Genomic DNA, 17,634 nt, shown 5'->3' on the forward strand with positions numbered 1-17,634 from the left:
GTCCCCGGATACTCTTCTTTCAGACCAATCTGCGACAGACGACGGTTGGCGATGAACTTGAGGTAGTCCTCCATCATCGCCGCGTTCATGCCCAGCACACCGCGTGGCATGGTGTCGCGCGCGTATTCGATCTCCAGCTGAGTCCCTTGCAGGATCATCTGGGTCGCTTCTTCCTTCATCTCGGCATCCCACAGGTGTGGGTTTTCGATTTTGATCTGGTTGATCACGTCGATACCGAAGTTCAGGTGCATCGACTCGTCACGCAGGATGTACTGGAACTGCTCGGCCACGCCGGTCATTTTGTTGCGACGGCCCATGGACAGGATCTGGGTGAAGCCGCAATAGAAGAAGATGCCTTCCAGCACGCAGTAGTAGGCGACCAGGTTGCGCAGCAGCTCTTTGTCGGTCTCGACGGTGCCGGTTTCGAACTTCGGATCGGAGATCGAACGGGTGTACTTCAGGCCCCAGGCGGCTTTCTTAGCGACCGATGGGATCTCGTGGTACATGTTGAAGATCTCGCCTTCATCCATGGCCAACGATTCGATGCAGTATTGGTAGGCGTGGGTGTGGATCGCTTCTTCGAAGGCCTGGCGCAGGATGTACTGGCGGCACTCCGGGTTGGTGATCAGGCGGTACACGGCCAGCACCAGGTTATTGGCGACCAGGGAGTCGGCGGTGGAGAAGAAGCCCAGGTTGCGCATGACGATGCGACGCTCGTCGTCGGTCAGGCCTTCAGGGTTTTTCCACAGCGCGATGTCGGCGGTCATGTTGACCTCTTGCGGCATCCAGTGGTTGGCGCAGCCGTCGAGGTACTTCTGCCAGGCCCAGTCGTACTTGAAGGGTACGAGCTGGTTGAGGTCGGCGCGGCAGTTGATCATGCGCTTTTCGTCAACGGCGACACGGGCGGCGGAGCCTTCCAGCTCGGCGAGGCCTTCGGCGACGTCGAGTTTGTCGAGGGCGGCCTTGGCGCGGATGATCGCGGCGGAGTCGTTGGCGGTCACGTTACGGGCTTCCAGCGCGGCGGCGGCGCCGGCACCGTCGAGGCGGTCCATGTTGGCTTCGCTGGCGTGGCCGGCGTTGGCGCCCTTGATCACCGCTGCACCGGTGTCTTCGTTGTCGACTTCATCCCAACTCAGCATTGAAATTCTCCTTCCTGGTCTGTTCTGACGGCGGGCGATTGCTGATCACCCTGCCTGTAAAAATGAGGGGGCCAACGCCAGGCCAAAGGCGGTCGATGTTCAATCTAGCGTAGCCGCGAAAATGCAAGGTCGCACACTATGTAGTGGTGTTTTCTTGTGTGCGGCACACTATATGGGGTTCGTTTGAGCCGGTCAACGCGAGGCAAAGATCCATTTTGTCGCACTGGCAGGGCTCGGAAAGGCTCAAGGCTACGGTTTTGGCGGGGTCAGCCTTCAGTCGGTGAGCCTGACGAAGGCTGAAAAAATATCGGACTTGACGATTCGCTCACGCTCTCTTCAATTTGGGCCAGATATTTGCAAATAAGGGTTGGTTGAATGTGATGCATATGGCATCAGCGGTAACCGGGTCATTCATCAGGGTCAGCACCGGCCTTCTGGAGTCGAAAACCACACTTTTGTGAGTCAACGGTTCTGCTTCTGACGTGGAGGGGAATTGCCCGTAAGTGATTGTCTGATAGACATCCAACGCCTCGGTCAAACATGTCATGGGTTCGACCGTGCTGTCGTTGCGCACGGCTGCAATACGACTGAGGCTCAGATCCTTAAATTTCAGCGTCAAGGTGCAGCTATCGATATTCAGGGCGAGCGATCCGTCGAAGACGATCACCTCCAGAAACTCAGACCCGATCGGCTTGAGGGTGAGTATCAAGCGCTTCAGATAGAGGGTATCTCCGTCACGCTGAGTAAACATCTGGCAAAGTCGATTATTCAGGTAAGCGGGGGGAAGATCGTCTTGCGTCCAGCCATACAGGCCGGGGAAAAAGGAAAGGGTAAACAGCCCGCCGGTTGATTGCCTGGCAAATTCTGAGTGCGGGCGCATGTATTCGACACTAGCGTTGGCAATGATCAATAAGGCGTTGGCGACGGCGGTGCACACGTGTTTCTCAAGCTCGCACTCAAAGCATGGCAATGTCTTGGCGATCTGTTCGGTGCTCAGCCTGTTCATGACCTGCAGCAAGGCATGACGCCCTGAACCGATCACTAGGGCTTTGCCAAAACTGCCGTTTCTGCATTCCGTTTGCCAATCGGGATGCCCTGCGTGGTGGATATGGCCCTCTCGCAGGTCCACTACGATAAAGCTCGCCGCCAGGCCATCATTGATGGCGTCCTGGACGATGTTCTTGTGCCGTTTCAGCGAATAACTATCGTCGTATTCCGCTGCCTGCTGCACCTTGGTGAAAATCAGTTGGGCGTGACCCACCGCCCCTGCATACAGCATATGCACGTCAAGTGGCGACTCCCAGACCTTGCTTGCCATCCCTGCCGGGTAAGTGCTTCCATCCGCTGCGGGGCGCGCTTCCTGGCCGGTCAAGGGCGTGGTGGGCGATGCTTCGGGCACATGGTTGGAGCTGATTAGATTGTCGGTGATGGCGATCGGGAACGTTTCACCGAATAACAGAGCGGCGACGGTCATGCATTTCACTCCTGTCGAAAAGGGCATGGGCATCCAGTAACCGGCTATCTTCTCAGAACTGAGGGCCCGTGCAACCTCTGCGGGCCGCATCTGGGTTACCAGCCGCGCAGGCGCTCCCATACCTGCACGCCACCGCCTTCCAGCAGTACGTGGTAGCTGCCGAACTGGGTGCCGGTGGCGCATGCATGGTTGGGCAGGATGCGCAGGCGTTTGCCCAGCGGGAATTGTGTGACCACATCCACGTCGCGGCCTTGGAACTGCGCCACGCCATGCTCCTGATTGGCGCTGCTTAACAGCAGTCCCTCAATCGGCTCACCGTGTTCATCACAGACCTGCCCGTAACCAAAATCCTGCTGCTGGGATTGAGTGCCGCGATCCCGGCTCATTGCCATCCAACCGGCATCGGTGATGATCCAGCCTTTTTCCGGCTGATGGCCGATCACGGTAGTCAGCACGCTCAAGGCCAGTTCATCGATACGGCACACGCCGATGTTGTGCATCACCAGATCGAAGAAGGCATAGACCCCGGCGCGCAGCTCAGTCACACCTTCCAGGTTGAGCGCCGACAACGCAGTGGGTGTCGAGCCTACGCTGACCTGCGCGCAAGGCATCCCGGCGGCACGAATTCGTTCGGCCGCTTCCACACAGCGCGCACGTTCTTGCTCCGCGATGGCTTGCAGCGCTTCAGGCGTGTCCAGGCCGTAGCTTTCACCTGCATGGGTCAACACACCGCTGAGGCTGTCGCCAAGCAAGCGGGCGATGTCCAGCAGCAGCGGGTCCTGCGGCTTGACCCCGGAACGATGGCCGTCGCAGTCGATCTCGATCATCACCGCAAAGCGTTCGCCATGCTCCCGGCCAAAATCAACAATGGCCTGGGCGCCGGCCAGGCTGTCGGTGATCAGCGTCAAGGCGCAACCCCGACGACGCAACGCCAGGGCCTGGGGCAATTTGTGCGGCGCCATGGCTACGGCGTAGAGGATGTCGGCGATGCCCAAGTCGAAAAAATACTCGGCTTCCTTCAAGGTCGAAACCGTGATGCCACGCGCGCCCGCTGCGATCTGCGCCGCTACCACTTCAGCGCACTTGTGGGTTTTGACATGGGGGCGAAGTTGCACGCCAAGGCTGTTGGCGCGCTGTTGCATGCGCTGGATATTGCGTTGCATTTTCTCGGTATCGATCAGTGCTGCTGGCGTGTCCAAAGTTGCAACTCCACTAGAGGGGACGGCGCTGAAATTGACGCCCTGTCCAGGACTGGATATGTTGTCTTGCATGAAAAACACCTCTCCCAACGATACTCACCTGATCAGCCAACTCGAACAGATTGCCGAAGGCTTGAGCAAGACCTTCAGCCCGTTCTGCGAAGTGGTGCTGCACGACTTGCGCGACCCGCAGCACTCGATCCTGGCCATCCATAACAACCTGTCCGGACGCGCGTCGGGAGACCCGACCACCGAGTTGGGCCTGGCGCGGATTGCCGACCCGGACTACCCGCAAGTCATCGCCAACTACCAGAACCAGTTCAGCGACGGCCGCCAGGTCAAAAGCACCTCGATCGGCATCAAGGGTGCGAGTGGCGAGTACGTCGCGGCCTTGTGCATGAACGTCGATCTCTCATTGTTCCGTGGCTTGCAGGGCATGCTGGAACAGTTCGGTTCGGTCAGCGGCGACAAGCTCATCGAATCCCTGGACCCTTCCGGCGCCGATGTCATCCGTGCGCGTATCGACCAGTTCGCCGCCCGCCTGGCCACCACCCCGCGTGCGCTGAAAACGGCAGACCGGCGTGTGCTGATGCAGGAGCTCAAAGACTCGGGCTGCCTGGATATTCGCCGGGCCATGGAAACCGTGGCTTCCCACTTGGGCGTGTCGCGCGCGGCGGTCTACACCTACGCCAAGTAGCGCGCCACGGCTTCAATCTCCACGAGGTACCCGTGATGCAACTCGGGCACCGGCACCACCGCGCGGGCAGGACGGTGGTCGCCCAGCGCGGCGGCGTACACGCTATCGAACGCCGGCCAGTGTTCGACGCCGGCCACGTACACCGTGACTTTGACCAGATCCTCTGGCGCCGCGCCGGCCGCTTTCAAGATCTCCAGCAGATTGTTCAGGGTTATCCGCGCCTGTTCGGCAAACGACGCCGACAGGTTATGCTGCCCATCCGGGCTGACCGGCAATTGCCCGGAGATGTACAGCGTGTCCCCATGGCGGACGGCTTGCGCGTAATGGCCTGCGGGCCTGGCCGCATTCGCTGTCTGGATGATCTTCATGAGGCCTCGCTGAGCAGCGCGGCATACTTCTGGATGTCGACGTTGCCACCGGTGACGATAATGCCCACGCGCTGACCCTTGAACCGGTCACCCTCATTGAGCAATGCCGCCAGCCCCAGGCAGCCGGTAGGCTCGACCACCAATTTCATGCGCTGCATGAAGAACTTCATCGCTCCAACCAGCTCGGCATCCGTCACGGTGAGGATGTCGTTCACTCTGTCGCGGATGATCGGGAAGGTGTAGTCGCCCAAGTGCTGGGTCTGCGCACCATCGGCAATGGTTGCCGGGGTGTCGATATGCACGATGCTGCCGCTGCGAAATGAGCGCTGGCCGTCATTACCGGCTTCGGGCTCGACGCCATACAGCAGGCAGTCAGGCGCCAGGGCGCGGGTGCTCAGTGCGGTACCCGAGAGCATTCCGCCGCCGCCAAGGCCGACGAACATCGCATCCAGCGGGCCGGTGGATTCCAGCAACTCCTTGGCGGCCGTGCCTTGTCCGGCAAGGATGTGCGGGTGGTCATAGGGCGGGATCAGGGTCAGGCCGTGTTCAGTCGCCAGGTCACGGCCGATCTGCTCGCGGTCTTCGGTGAAGCGGTCATACAGCACCACGCGGGCGCCATATTCGCGGGTGGCCGCGACCTTGGCGGCAGGCGCATCGGTGGGCATCACGATGGTCGCCGGTATGCCCAGCAACTGCGCCGCCAGGGCAATCCCCTGGGCGTGGTTGCCGGAGGAAAACGCCACCACACCGGCCTTGCGCTGCTGATCATCGAAGCGCGACAACGCGTTGAAGGCGCCGCGAAACTTGAAGGAACCCGCCCTTTGCAGGTTTTCACACTTGATGAATACCTGGGCACCGGTCAGCGCGTCGAGGGTGCGCGACGTGAATACCGGCGTGGTGTGGGCAATGCCTTCCAGGCGTTGGGCAGCGTCGATGACGTCGTGGTAAGTGGGCGATGGCATGGGCGGACCTCGTTATCGTGTTTGGATAAAATATCCACATCAAGACAAGTTGTAAAGGTCTGCCTGGGTTCAGTGACCCACCAGTTCCTCCAGCAATTGCTCCTTATAGCCTTGCAGTTTCGGGGAGGCGCGGTCCCGAGGGTGAGGCAGCTCAACCCGGATCTCATGCTTGATCCGCCCGGGGTGGGCGTCCATCACAATCACCCGGTCACCGAGGTACAGCGCCTCCTCGATGTCGTGGGTGACCATGATCACCGTGCAGCGCTGCTGCACCCAGATGCGCTGCAGTTCCCGTTGCAGGTGCACGCGGGTCAGGGCGTCCAGCGCTCCCAGCGGCTCATCCAGTAGCAACACCTTGGGCTTGTTGATCAGCGCCCGGGCAATGGCGGCGCGTTGCGCCATGCCGCCGGACAGTTGGTGGGGGTAAGCATTTTCAAAGCCGGCGAGGTTGACCAGTGCGATGTGTTCGGCCACCAAGCGGTCCTTCTCGGCCTGAGGCAGCTTGTGGTTTTTCAGGGCCAGGGCAATGTTCTGGCTGACAGTCATCCACGGGAACAGACGATGGTCCTGGAACACGATACCGCGTTCCAGGCTGGTAGCCGCAATGCGTTGGCCGTCCAGCAGGATGTCACCGTTGTATTCGGCTTCCAGCCCGACGATCAACCGCAGCAGGGTGGATTTGCCACAGCCGCTGGCGCCGACAATGCTGACGAATTCGCCAGGGCGCACATCCAGCTGGATATTTTGCAGAACGGGCAGGTCGCGGCCTTCAATCTGGTAAGCCTTGTTCAGGCCACGGATCTGCAGGGCGCCGGTGTGCACATGAGCGGGGTGAGCGATTGCATTCATAGCAGGGCCTTTCAACGGAGGTTGCGCCAGCGCAGCAGGTGGCGGCTCAAACGGGTGAACAACAGGGTCATCAGGTAGCCGAGCAAGCCGATACACAGCACGCTCAGCACGATCACTTCCATGCGCGAGCCGGCTTCGGCGTTCATCATCAGGTTGCCCAGGCCTGCCCCTGAGGACAGAAACAACTCGCTGCCGATCGCTGTGACCCAGGCAAACGCCAGGGCATGCAGCACACCCGTGGCGATGCTCGGCAACGCCGCTGGCAGCAGCACTTGGGTGAATTGCTGCACGGGCGTCAGCACCAGCACCTGGCCGACTTCGCGGTAACGCCGCTCCACATGGCTGAAGCCCTGGTAGGTGTTAAGCACCATCGGGTAAAACGCGGCGAGGCTGACGATCAGCACCTTGGAGAACTCGCCGTTGCCGAACCACATGGCGATGAGCGGGATCCAGCCGAGCATCGGCACCTGGCGGATCGAATGGAACAGCGGGCCGATCAGGCGGTTGGCCACGCTGGACAGCGCCATCATCACCCCCAGCGTCACGCCGAACAGAATGCCCAGCACCAGGCCGCTGCTGGTGCGCGCCAGGCTGGCGAGCAGGTTGACCAGCAGTTCGCCGTTGCCGAGCATTTCCAGCAACGCTGTGCCAATCGCCGACAACGGCACAAACGCATAGGCGCCTGCGGCGTCCTGGCGTGAGGCGTATTCCCAGGCGAGCACCAACAGCAGCGGCAGCAACAGCCCCCGGGATTTTTTCAAGAGAGGCAACATGGATGGGCTCCTAGCGGGTCTGCCAACGGAAGAGGTGTTGTTCGATACGTCGCAAGCCGTAGTCAAGGGCAAAACCGATCACCCCCGTGACCACCACGCCAACCATCACCACATCAATACGCAGCATCTGCCGGGCCATTTCGATCATCTGGCCGAGGCCGCTGTCGGCCGCGAGCAGTTCGGTGGCTACCAGCACCACCCAGGCGCGGGTCAGGCTGATGCGAAAGCCGGTGATGATCGGCGGCGCCGCCGCGGGCAGAGCGACCAGGTGCACAAAGGTCGGCCAGCGCAGGCGGTATACGTCGGCCACCTCGAAGTAACTGCGCGGAATGCCACGCACGCCTTCGCCGGCCGCCAGGGCCACGGGGAAAAAGGCGGTCTTGGCGACAATGATGATCTTGAAGGTTTCGTCGATACCGAACAGCAGCACGAACATCGGGATCAAGGCGATGCTGGGGATCTGGCGCAAGGTGTGGAACAGCGGCCCGCAATACACTTCTACGTTCTTCGACGTGGCCATCAGCACGCCGAATGCCAGGCCGCACAGTGAGCCGATGCCAAAGCCGAGACCGAGGCGCGACAGGCTGTTGCCCAAGTGCTCGAGTAGTTCACCACTGGCGAGCAGCTCTTCAAAGGTTTGCAACACCTGGGCCGGAGGCACCAGCAGGTTGCGCGGGAAGATACCGAGATGGGCCACCAGCGCCCAGGTGGCGAGCAGGGCGAGGGGCGAGATAAGCCAGGAGAGTTGTCGAAGGAGGCGCATGGCAGGTCTTAATTGGGCTAAGTACCTGGCAGCTATCGCAAGACATGTGCCACAAACCGTAGGAGCCCGGCTTGCCGGCGATGAGCCCTTGAGACGGGTGCATAAACAGAGAACGCCATCGCCGGCAAGCCGGGCTCCTACAGGGGGGAATCGCAGAAATGGTGAATGGGTGCTGCTACAGCAGCACCCATTCAGCAATCCCCTCAGAAGTCGTAGCTCACACTGGTGTAGTAGAACGCGCCCTGGGCACCCTCCGGGCTGGTGATCGAGTACTTCGGCACGCCATACAGTTGCGCGCCATCGGCCTTGTCCGGGTGGGTGTCGAACAGGTTGATCGCGCCCACTGAGACCTTCACGCCTTTGTAGAAGGTGTACGACACGTCCAGGTCGGTCACCCATTGCGGGCTGTAGGTCTGGTCCAGGTTGGGGTTGGTGGCGTTGAGGCTTTTCCATTCGCCATAGCGGCGCTGGGCCACAGTGACGGCCCAGCTTTCATACAGCCAGTTGGCGCTCAGGGTCAGCTTGGAGTCCGGCGTACCGTCTTCAATCAGGCCCTGGGTATTGCGCCCGACGATCTGCGAGCCCTTGATGTTGCCCACATCGCGCAGGCCGGTGATGGTCGTATTGTTCTTGGCAAACCCGCTGCTTAGGTTCAAGCGGCCCCAGCGTTGCAAGTCCCATTGGTAGTTGCCGGTCAGCTCGATCCCATCGGTGCGGGTGTCGGCGACGTTGGTGTAGAACGCCGCGCTCTGGATATTGGCGTAGGGCGTGCCGGCGAAGATCGGCGTGACCACGCTCGCGGGCAACTGGTCAGAGAGGGTGATGCGGTTGTCGATGTTGATGCGATAGGCGTCCACCGTCACCGAGGCGTGTTCCAGGGGGCGCCAGACCAGGCCGAGGGAGTAGTTGGTCGACTCTTCCGGCTTGAGCGCCTTGCCGCCGAGTGCCTGGGCTTCCGGGCTGTTGGCGCGCAACGTGCGCTGTTGCACTTCGACGTAATTGCCACTGCCCGGCGGCTGTTCCACCACCTGCACACTGAACGACGACATGCCGCTCTGCACCAGTGACGGCGCGCGATAGCCCGTGCTGGCGGTGGCCCGCGCGGCGATCTGCGGGGTGAAGTCATAGCGCAGCGAGAGCTTGCCGTTGGTGGTGTCGCCAAAGTCCGAGTAATGCTCAGTGCGCACCGCCACCCCGGCCTGGAACTTCTCGGTGATCTGGCCTTCGACGTCGATATACGCACCCAGCACTTTGCGGTCCAAGGACGCCGCATCCACTTGGGTGATGCCCGAGTAATAACCGGGAACGCGTCGCCCGGTGATCGGGTCGACCGTGTTGAACAGCGGTCCGTTCTGCCAGCCGGCAGCTTCACCCGCGCTCAACTGATAGTTCTCCTTGCGCCAAGCCAGGCCGGCCGACACGGTCAGCGGCTTGAACAACAGGTCGGTGGGGAAGTCGCGCAGCCAGTCCAGGGTCAGGCTGGTCTGGTCGTTTTCGCGCTTGCCGGTGTAGATACTCGACGGGCTGCTGGCGCCGTAGCTGGGGTTGATCGCGTTGCTGTCGTTGGACTTGAGGGTGTTGTTGCCATGGTTCAACGCCAGGTCGAATTTGCCCAGTTGATCATTCTCGAAGCGCAAACCGCCGGTAACGGCGTAGTCCTCGAGCCCGTAGCGGGTGATCGGCAAGCGTCCGTTCGGATAACGTGCCAATGCATTGCTGCCGTAGTTGTTGCGCAGGGTCGTGGGCGGGTCGAAGAAGCCTTCGGCGTCGGTATTCTTGTGGGCGTAGGTGGCAAACCCGTAGGCCGTCAGCCCCTCGCCAATGCCGATTTCGCTGTTGGCCACGACGTTGTATTGGTCCGAGACATTGCCCGAGCCCCAGCGCCAGGTGCGGTAGCGGTTGTTCTGCTCGCGCGGCGTGTTCACGCTGGTGTCGCCGGGGTAAAAGATCCGGTTGTCAGGGTTGGTGTCGCTGGCCGGGTCCTGGCTGCCGGCATCGAAACTGAGGGTGAGGAAACCGTCGTTGGGCAGGGCGAAACCTTTCCAGCCGCTGAGTTTGCGCTGGATGCCATCGCCTTTGTCATAGCCGCCGAAGCGGTAGCCGAGGTTACCGCCGTCGTCGTTTTCCTTGAGCACAATGTTGATCACCCCGGCGATGGCGTCGGAGCCGTATTGCGCGGCAGCGCCGTCACGCAGGATCTCCACGCGCTGGATCGCACTGAGTGGGATCAGGCTCAAATCCACTGCCGCCGCGCCACGGCCATTTACCAGGCTCTGGCGGGTGATGTTGGCGCTGCTGTGCCGACGTTTGCCGTTGACCAGCACCAGCACCTGGTCCGAGGCCAGCCCGCGCAATGAGGCGCCCTGGGCGATGGATCCGGAGAATGCCCCCTGAGGCGACTGCGGGAAATTGAACGAAGGCGACAGGGCGGTGAGGGCGCCGGACAGGTCGGTGGCCCCGGTCTGTTGCAATTGCTCGCCAGACAGCACATCTACCGGCGCCGCGCTTTGCAGGGCGGTCAAGTCGCTGCGGCGGGTGCCGAGTACCACCACGGTGTCCAGGTGATCTTTTTTTGCAGTGGGCTGGCTGTCGTCTGCCGCAAAGACAGGCACGGCAAGGCTGCCCATGACCAGCGCAATGGCGCCGGCCAACGGAGTGCGTTGGAACATAACTAGGTCCTTTCAGAAAACCACCAAGCGAGTTGGCGTCCGGATGGGCGATGTATGGCTACAGTGCCTCATCGCCGGCAAGCCGGACGCCTACAGTGGGTGGTGGTGGGAATTGGAGGTTAGAAGCGGCTGGTCACGCTCAGGCCCACGGTGCGCGGGTCGCCATAGGTGATCACGTATTGGCCCAGGCCACCGTTCGGCCGGCCATGGACTTGGTAGCGGCGGTCGGTGAGGTTATTGACGAAACCGGTAACGCTGAGTTTTTCGTCCGGGCTGTACCAGGTCAGGCGACTGTTGGCCAAGGTGTAGTGCGGCTGGCTGAGGTCTTTGTCGGCGCTGCTCTGGCGGTCGGCAAGGAAGTATTCCTTATCGCGAAAGCTAACGTCCGCACCGGCCACCAGCTTGCCGCCGATTTCCAACGGGATGGTGTAGTCGCCACCCAGGGACACCACGTTGCGCGGCGAACGCACGAAGCTGTTGCCGCTGTAGTCACCGGTAACTGCACCGGTGTTGGGGTTGGTGTTCTTGAAGTCGGTGTATTCGGTGTCGAGGAATGAGATGGCCGCGCGCAGGTGCAGGTAGTCGGTGGGTTGACCCTCCAGCTCCAGCTCAGCACCTTTGACCTTGCCCTTGGCGCCGTTGGTCAACGCCGTGGTCAGCACGCCGTTGTTGACCGTGAGCAGGTTCACTTGAATGTCCGAGTAGTCGTAATAGAAGATGTTCGCGTTAGCCGTCAGGCGGTGGTTGAACCACTCCGACTTGACGCCGAACTCATAGGCATCGAGTTGTTCCGGGTCCACCGTGGTCAGTTGCGAGAGGCTAGTGGACAAGCCGGTGTTGAACCCGCCGGACCGGAAGCCGTGGGCGTAGCGGAAGAACACACGCACGTTGTCGTTGATGCGGTATTCCGGCGTCAGGTCGTAGGTCCAGGCTTCCCAGGTCTTGTTTTCCTGGCGATTGCCGTTGCTGCCGGCGGCGGCCAGCGGAATCAGCGGGCCGTTGGCGGTGGCGCGGGTGAGCTGGGTGAGGCTGAGGTCGATGTCTTTCTTTTCCTGGGTCCAGCGCAGGCCACCGGTGACGCTGAAATTGTCGGTGAAGTCGTAGGTCAGGTTGCCAAACAGCGCGTAACTGTCGGTCTTGTGGTCGTAGCTCAGGTCTCGCAAATCCGTGGCGCCGTTGATCTGGTTCGAACCGGTGCCGTTCGGTGTCGGGCCTGGCTGGATGAAGCGCCCGGCCGTGCTGTCCAGGTCCTCATGGAAATAGTGCGCACCCGCCAGCCAACGCAGGGTTTCCTGTTGGGGCGAGGCCAGGCGGATTTCCTGGGAGTACTGGGTGTATTTGTTGTCGGCGGTGGAGGTGCCGTTGACTTCATAGGGCGTGTAGTCGCCATCGCTGCTGGACTGGCCGCGAATGTAGTCATAGGCGCTGATCGACGTCAGCGTGTAATCGCCCAGGTGCCAATTGAGCGTCAGCGACGTGCCGTCGTGGTCCAGCTTGGAATCGTCCTTCACGTTGAGCGCGATATTGCGCCCCAGCGGGCGTTGATAGCCCACGTTGTAATAACGCCCCAGGGTCAACGCACCGTTGGCACCGTCGCCTTTGAATTCGCGGCTGTGGATCTTCCACAGCGCATCCAGGTCGTCGTTGAGCTGGGCGAAGAATTGCAGGCGCACGGCCTTTTTGTTGACGTCGCCGTAGGTGTGATCGTCCACCAGGTTCTTCTGGAATCCGTCGCGCTCTTCGGAGTACAGCGAGATCCGCGCGGCGAGTTTTTCATCGACCAGCGCACCGCCCAACGCGCCGCTGAGGATGCGTTCGTTCTTGCTGCCAAAGCCGATCGTGCCGAAACCGTCGGTGTCGAAGGTCGGCTTCTTGGAAATGATATTCACCGCGCCGGCCGTGGTGTTCTTGCCATACAGCGTGCCCTGCGGCCCGCGCAGGATTTCTATACGCTCCAGGTCCCACAGCGGACTGCCGCCGGCAATCGGCGCGTTCAGGTACACATCATCGGCGTAGATGCCCACCGGGTACACGGTGGCCGCCCCGGTATCGCCGGTGCCCAGGCCACGGATGTACCAGCGCGGGCGGCCGTCACCGTCCGGGTTTTTGGCCGACGCGTTGGGAATGAAGGTGGTGATGTCGCCCATGTTGCGTACGCCGTCGGCGACGATGTTGGTGCCCTGGACCGCCGACACCGCCACCGGAACCTCTTGCAGGGTTTGCTCGCGGTGTTGTGCGGTGACGGTGACGGTCTTGAGTGATGGCTCGGTTGTGCTGGTGTCGTCTTCGGCGGCATGGGCGCCACCGGCAACCAGCAAAGCGAGCCACAGGCCCTTGGTGATTGGATTGATTTTATGCATGGCAGTCTCCCCCGGAAAATGTGTCATTGAAGGGGGTAGAGCAGAGATCGTGCCAATAGGATTTCAGGGTGGATGCATGTATGTAACTTATTGAATATAAACGCTTAAAAATTATTTGAAGGTGAAGTTTTGCAGGCAGATGAGAGCCTTGGAAAAGGCCTGTGGAACAATCAGCAGAAAGTGCTTGGAGGGTGCTGCTGGAGCAGCAATGGAGGTGTTGCCTAGCCAACATTGTAGGCGCCCGGCTTGCGGGCGATGGCGTCGTGGAGATCGCCATCGCCGGCAAGCCGGGCTCCTACAAGGGTGATGTGTGATGCCAGGATTAGACGGCGACGCGGGAGGTGGAACCGATGACTTTTTCCAACACGCTGAAGTCGATCCAGTCGCGCACATCAAAGCGCTTTGGAATGAAGTTCCAGCGAAACAGGAAATCGGTGAAATCCTGCAGCGCCTCGATCGAGCGCGAGTCGAGCGTCGTGCGCAAGCGCCGGTGGGCATCCTCGCCATACGCCGCCGTGACCCAGTACTCACTGGTATTGAGTTCCTTGGCGAGAAAGCGCCGGGTTTCCTCCGGGTTGGCCCAGGCCCATTGCTCAGTGCGCAGCACCGTGTCGACGATCTTCACACTGGCGTCGAAATGCTCCGTCAGCAGGTGCGTATCCACCGTGAGCGTACGTGGCGTGCCGTTGTTGGAGCGGATCAGCGGGTCCGGATGGGAACCCGTGTCGACCACTACATGCAGCCCGAACTCATTGGCCAGGTGCACGGCGTGGGCGCCCTTGAGGAAGATCGCGTCGATATCGCCGCGCAGCAGGCCGATCAGTTCGTTGTTGCGGCGGCTGAAGCGGCTGACGCCCAGGCTGACTTCCGGGCCGTAGACATACGAGGTCTGGTTATCGCTGTAGGTGCCGCCGTAAGGGTAGTCCACCAATTCCACGTCCGACACGTTCAGGCCTTCGAGCTTGAGCGCGTTTTCCAGGCCGCGCAGGGCCTGGGCGCGGGTGAAATCGATCTGCACGTTGGCCCATTTTGGCAGGCCGAAGCGCCGGTTTTTCAGGTCGCGAACGCTCTTCACACCGCTCTCGGCGGTGGTCAGGATTAATTGCACTTCATCACTCCACGACAAGCCCAGCACACGGGTTTGCACGCCGCTGGCGTAGGCCCAGATCGCCGGGATGTTACCGCCGTGGCGTACCGAGTTCTGCAGGTGATGGTCATAGTGGGCTTCGCGTACTTCGCGCTCGGTGGATTCGCGCAGCGATTGGATGTTGGTGCCATAGGGCAGGAAGGCTTCGGCCAGTCGCCCGGACTGCACCGCAATGCCCAGCCCGGTGGGGACGGGGCTGTGGGTGTACCAGAGAGTATCGAGTGGTTTGCTCATAAAATTCTTCGTTCAAATCCATGAAGCCTGGCGGCTCAGCCTGCCAGCGCGGTGTTGCCATTGAGCAACGCATTCAACGGCCGTGCATCGATCCATTCACGCACATCAAAGCTTTGCGCAATAAAGCGCCAGCGGTGCAGGAAGCGGGTGAAGTCCTGTAGGGCGGCGATGGCTTGCTCATCCAGTTCAGTACGCAGGCGCAGGTGCGCGTCGTCGCCGTAGGCGGCCGTGACCCAGTACTCGCTGCTGTTGGTTTCACGGGCCAGGTAACGGCGGGTGTCTTCTGGATGAGTGTGAGCCCATTGTTCGGCACGCAGCACCGAGTCGAGAATGCCGGTGGCCACGTCGAAATGCTGGTCGAGCAGGTTCAGGTCCACCGCCAGGGTGCGCGGCGTGCCGTTGTTGCTACGGATCAGTGGGTCGGGATGGGAACCGGTGTCGATCACCGTGTGCAGACCGAAATCATGGGCGTGCTGTGCGGCGCTGGCGCCCTTGAGGAAGATCGCATCGACTTCGCCTCGCAGCAGTCCGATCAGCTCCAGGTTGCGCTGGCTGGCCCGAGTCGTCACGGGCGTGCCTGCCACATTCTGCACGGCACTGTCGCTGAAGGTACCGCCATAGCTGAAGTTGACGAGCTTCACATCGCCGACCTTGAGGCCTTCCAGCGACAACGCGTTTTCCAGCCCGCGCAGGGCTTGGGCACGGGTGAAATCAATCTGCGCGCCGGCCCAGTCCGGCAGGCCAAAGGTGCGGCCCTTGAGGTCCTTGACGGTCTTGATGCCGCTGTCCGAGCGAGTCAGGATCAACTGCACTTCATCCGCCCAGGACAAACCGATCACGCGGGTTTCGCGGCCTTGGGCACGCGCCCAGATGGCCGGGATATTGCCGCCGTGGCGTACAGAGTTTTGCAGGGTGTGGTCGAAGTGCGACTCGCGCACTGCCTTGTCATTCGATTCGCGCAAGGACTGCACCTCAGTGCCGAGGGCACCGACCGTGTCTTGCAGCCAGCCTTTTTGCACCGCAATGCCCAGGCCGGTGGGGACGGGGCAACGGGTGTACCAGAGGGTGTCGAGAGGTTGTGCCATCAAGGAGTCTCCCCAGCAGTCAGGCGCTGGCTTTCAAGGGTTGGATTGCCGGGCGTTGGTGCACCAAGGGCAAGACTTCCTGGCCGATGCGCAGGGCTTCTTCCAGGTGCGGGTTGCCGGCGAGGATAAAGGTCGAGAAGCCGGCGTCGCGGTATTCCACCAGGCGCTCGGCGATGTTTTCGTGGCTGCCCACCAGGCCAACGGTCGGCCCCGGCTTGGCCTTGGCAAAACCGGCCCACAGGTTGGGGCCGATGATCAGGTCTTCAAAGCGATCGACGTTTTGGTGGTAGGCGGTTTGCCGCGCGGCGCCCACCGAATCCGAACCGCTGGTAAAACCCTTGGCGACCGCACTGGTCTTGCCTTCGAGCTTGTCGAACTGACGGCGCAGGTCTTTCCAGGCCAGCTCTTCGGTCTCGCGGGCGAACAGGTCCACTCGCAAACCGAAACGCACGGTACGGCCCTGTTTGTCGGCCAACTCACGTACCCGGTCGATATGTGGCTTGAGCTTGTCGATCGGTTCGGCCCAGTTGAGGTACACGTCGGCATGCTTGGCGGCCACATCCAGTGCCGCGTCGGAGAACCCGGAGAAATACACCCCAGGCTTGCGCTCGTTATGCAGGCCGGCCGGCAGGGCGCCGTTTTCCAGTTGGTAGATATCGCCGTCGTAGGAGAATTTTTCGTTTTCCCAGAGGCCCTGGATGATGTCGAGGAACTCGCCGGTGCGCTTGTAGCGCAGGTCGTGTTCGAGGAAGTCGCCGTTGGCGCGTTGGCTGGCGGGGTTGCCGCCGGTGATGATGTTCCATTCCAGGCGGCCGCGACTGAGGTTCTGCAGGATCGCGGCCTGCTGGGCGGCGTAGGCGGGCAGGGTCCAGGTGGCCTGGAAGGCGATCAGGAACTTGATGCGCCGGGTTTCACGGGCCAGTGCGGCGGCGGCGATCCAGGGCTCGGGGCCGGTGGGCAACAGGGCGCCTTCGAAGCCGGCGAGTTCGGCGGCCTTGGCGACTTGGGCGATGTAGTCGATGTAGGTGAAGTCGTCGGGTTCGCCGTTGGGCAGGCGGCCTGGGGCGATATGGCCGGGACGGTAATTGGGGTTGCCGCGGTTGTGCTTGTCGGTGGTGAGTTGCGGGCCGTCGGTGCCCAGTGGCAGACGCCAGAAAAATTCAGTGCTCATGGGTGCTCCTGATTTGAGTCGTGCGGGGTGCTTGGACCTGATGGTGGGGATGTGTGCAACGGGCATGCCATGGGGGTTGGGGGTAATGGTTTCGGGGGGGCTGGGGTGTGTTTTTTTTGGGGGTGCTGCTGTGGCAGCAGTCTTGCAGCAGTGGGTGTTGGGGGGGCAGCAGGTGGGGGGTGGGGTGGGGTGGGGTTGGGGACATATCCGTTGCTGCGGTAACGGCTGCTTATGGTTCCGCCCTTACGGCGGCTCACTTTTGAAAAGAGCCCAAAAGTAACCAAAAGGCTCTTGCCCCAACACTCGGCACCTCGCTTAGGCTCGGTGTGCCCTCACTCCGGCTTGAATCCGTGGGCCGCCGCGATGGGCCATCCTTGGCCCAGCGCGGCTAACCCGGCGTCCTGCCGGGTTACCCACGGATTCAAGCCTGCGTTCGGCCAGCGTGTTTGACGGGGCGCCTCAGATCAAGATCAAGAGCGACTCGCTTCGCATCGTGGATACGCGGACCTTGTAGGAGCCGGCTTGCCGGCGAAAAACGTGAGAACGCCGCGTTTTGTCTGATTCCCCGCGTCATCGTTGAAGACCATCGCCGGCAAGAACTAGGCGTCCCCCCGGCTCCTACAGGACCGCGTTTGCTTTTGCCTTTGCTCCACACCACTCAAGCCGGCTGTCAGGCCGCTGTGCTTTTGATTTTGATCTTAGGCGCCCCGTCAAACACGCTGGCCGGAATTCGGCAGGGATTTG

General features: G+C 61.4%; 14 protein-coding genes. 1 reads left to right on the top strand and 13 read right to left on the bottom strand.

Features of this window, described 5'->3' with window-relative positions; all coding sequences use genetic code 11:
* The 3 genes from U367_RS0105195 to U367_RS0105205 all read right to left on the bottom strand — a co-directional run.
* A partial coding sequence (locus U367_RS0105195) for a ribonucleotide-diphosphate reductase subunit beta (RefSeq protein WP_028615975.1) occupies positions 1-1,139 on the bottom strand: 1,139 nt, incomplete at its 3' end.
* 325 nt (positions 1,140-1,464) lie between these two features.
* Positions 1,465-2,613: a hypothetical protein gene (locus U367_RS0105200; protein WP_028615976.1), complete on the bottom strand. Its 1,149-nt coding sequence runs from the start codon at positions 2,611-2,613 to the stop codon at positions 1,465-1,467.
* A 95-nt stretch (positions 2,614-2,708) separates the two neighbouring features.
* The gene (locus U367_RS0105205; RefSeq protein WP_028615977.1) at positions 2,709-3,812 is read right to left on the bottom strand and encodes a DSD1 family PLP-dependent enzyme; all 1,104 of its coding nucleotides are present in this window, start codon (positions 3,810-3,812) and stop codon (positions 2,709-2,711) included.
* A 70-nt stretch (positions 3,813-3,882) separates the two neighbouring features.
* Between U367_RS0105205 and U367_RS0105210 the strand changes: the two genes are divergently transcribed.
* Complete coding sequence (locus U367_RS0105210; RefSeq protein ID WP_028615978.1) at positions 3,883-4,509, top strand: helix-turn-helix transcriptional regulator; 627 nt, start codon at positions 3,883-3,885, stop codon at positions 4,507-4,509.
* Here the strand turns inward: U367_RS0105210 and U367_RS0105215 are convergent.
* The 10 genes from U367_RS0105215 to U367_RS0105265 form a co-directional block, all read right to left on the bottom strand.
* A complete protein-coding gene (locus tag U367_RS0105215; protein WP_028615979.1) occupies positions 4,497-4,877 on the bottom strand; it encodes a RidA family protein in 381 nt (126 codons plus the stop codon). The two genes, U367_RS0105210 and U367_RS0105215, sit on opposite strands and share 13 nt — an antisense overlap.
* A complete protein-coding gene (locus U367_RS0105220) occupies positions 4,874-5,839 on the bottom strand; it encodes a threo-3-hydroxy-L-aspartate ammonia-lyase (protein WP_028615980.1) in 966 nt (321 codons plus the stop codon). Before U367_RS0105220 ends, U367_RS0105215 begins: the two co-directional genes overlap by 4 nt.
* A gap of 69 nt (positions 5,840-5,908) precedes the next feature.
* Positions 5,909-6,688, bottom strand: coding sequence for an ABC transporter ATP-binding protein (locus tag U367_RS0105225; RefSeq protein WP_028615981.1), 780 nt, complete (start codon positions 6,686-6,688; stop codon positions 5,909-5,911).
* Between the two features lie 11 nt (positions 6,689-6,699).
* The gene (locus U367_RS0105230) at positions 6,700-7,461 is read right to left on the bottom strand and encodes an ABC transporter permease (protein ID WP_028615982.1); all 762 of its coding nucleotides are present in this window, start codon (positions 7,459-7,461) and stop codon (positions 6,700-6,702) included.
* A gap of 10 nt (positions 7,462-7,471) precedes the next feature.
* Complete coding sequence (locus tag U367_RS0105235) at positions 7,472-8,224, bottom strand: ABC transporter permease (RefSeq protein WP_028615983.1); 753 nt, start codon at positions 8,222-8,224, stop codon at positions 7,472-7,474.
* Positions 8,225-8,427: 203 nt separating this feature from the next.
* The gene (locus U367_RS0105240) at positions 8,428-10,893 is read right to left on the bottom strand and encodes a TonB-dependent receptor plug domain-containing protein (protein WP_028615984.1); all 2,466 of its coding nucleotides are present in this window, start codon (positions 10,891-10,893) and stop codon (positions 8,428-8,430) included.
* Between the two features lie 119 nt (positions 10,894-11,012).
* Positions 11,013-13,253, bottom strand: a complete 2,241-nt coding sequence (locus U367_RS0105245) for a TonB-dependent receptor (protein ID WP_028615985.1) — start codon at positions 13,251-13,253, stop codon at positions 11,013-11,015.
* A 322-nt stretch (positions 13,254-13,575) separates the two neighbouring features.
* Positions 13,576-14,634 carry an ABC transporter substrate-binding protein gene (locus tag U367_RS0105255; RefSeq protein ID WP_028615986.1) on the bottom strand — a complete coding sequence of 353 codons (1,059 nt, stop codon included), beginning with the start codon at positions 14,632-14,634 and terminating at the stop codon, positions 13,576-13,578.
* A 35-nt stretch (positions 14,635-14,669) separates the two neighbouring features.
* Positions 14,670-15,719: an ABC transporter substrate-binding protein gene (locus U367_RS0105260; protein ID WP_028615987.1), complete on the bottom strand. Its 1,050-nt coding sequence runs from the start codon at positions 15,717-15,719 to the stop codon at positions 14,670-14,672.
* A 19-nt stretch (positions 15,720-15,738) separates the two neighbouring features.
* A complete protein-coding gene (locus U367_RS0105265; RefSeq protein ID WP_028615988.1) occupies positions 15,739-16,890 on the bottom strand; it encodes an LLM class flavin-dependent oxidoreductase in 1,152 nt (383 codons plus the stop codon).
* Positions 16,891-17,634: the final 744 nt, after the last annotated feature.

Origin of the sequence: Pseudomonas canadensis, from assembly GCF_000503215.1 — a bacterium.
GTDB lineage: Bacteria > Pseudomonadota > Gammaproteobacteria > Pseudomonadales > Pseudomonadaceae > Aquipseudomonas > Aquipseudomonas canadensis.

Excerpts from the sequence above, each read along its gene's own strand:
- U367_RS0105200 (WP_028615976.1), bottom strand. The coding sequence starts at position 2,613 with ATGACCGTCGCCGCTCTGTTATTCGGTGAAACGTTCCCGATCGCCATC.
- U367_RS0105210 (WP_028615978.1), top strand. The coding sequence starts at position 3,883 with ATGAAAAACACCTCTCCCAACGATACTCACCTGATCAGCCAACTCGAA.
- U367_RS0105215 (WP_028615979.1), bottom strand. The coding sequence starts at position 4,877 with ATGAAGATCATCCAGACAGCGAATGCGGCCAGGCCCGCAGGCCATTAC.
- U367_RS0105220 (WP_028615980.1), bottom strand. The coding sequence starts at position 5,839 with ATGCCATCGCCCACTTACCACGACGTCATCGACGCTGCCCAACGCCTG.
- U367_RS0105225 (WP_028615981.1), bottom strand. The coding sequence starts at position 6,688 with ATGAATGCAATCGCTCACCCCGCTCATGTGCACACCGGCGCCCTGCAG.
- U367_RS0105230 (WP_028615982.1), bottom strand. The coding sequence starts at position 7,461 with ATGTTGCCTCTCTTGAAAAAATCCCGGGGGCTGTTGCTGCCGCTGCTG.
- U367_RS0105235 (WP_028615983.1), bottom strand. The coding sequence starts at position 8,224 with ATGCGCCTCCTTCGACAACTCTCCTGGCTTATCTCGCCCCTCGCCCTG.
- U367_RS0105240 (WP_028615984.1), bottom strand. The coding sequence starts at position 10,893 with ATGTTCCAACGCACTCCGTTGGCCGGCGCCATTGCGCTGGTCATGGGC.
- U367_RS0105245 (WP_028615985.1), bottom strand. The coding sequence starts at position 13,253 with ATGCATAAAATCAATCCAATCACCAAGGGCCTGTGGCTCGCTTTGCTG.
- U367_RS0105255 (WP_028615986.1), bottom strand. The coding sequence starts at position 14,634 with ATGAGCAAACCACTCGATACTCTCTGGTACACCCACAGCCCCGTCCCC.
- U367_RS0105260 (WP_028615987.1), bottom strand. The coding sequence starts at position 15,719 with ATGGCACAACCTCTCGACACCCTCTGGTACACCCGTTGCCCCGTCCCC.
- U367_RS0105265 (WP_028615988.1), bottom strand. The coding sequence starts at position 16,890 with ATGAGCACTGAATTTTTCTGGCGTCTGCCACTGGGCACCGACGGCCCG.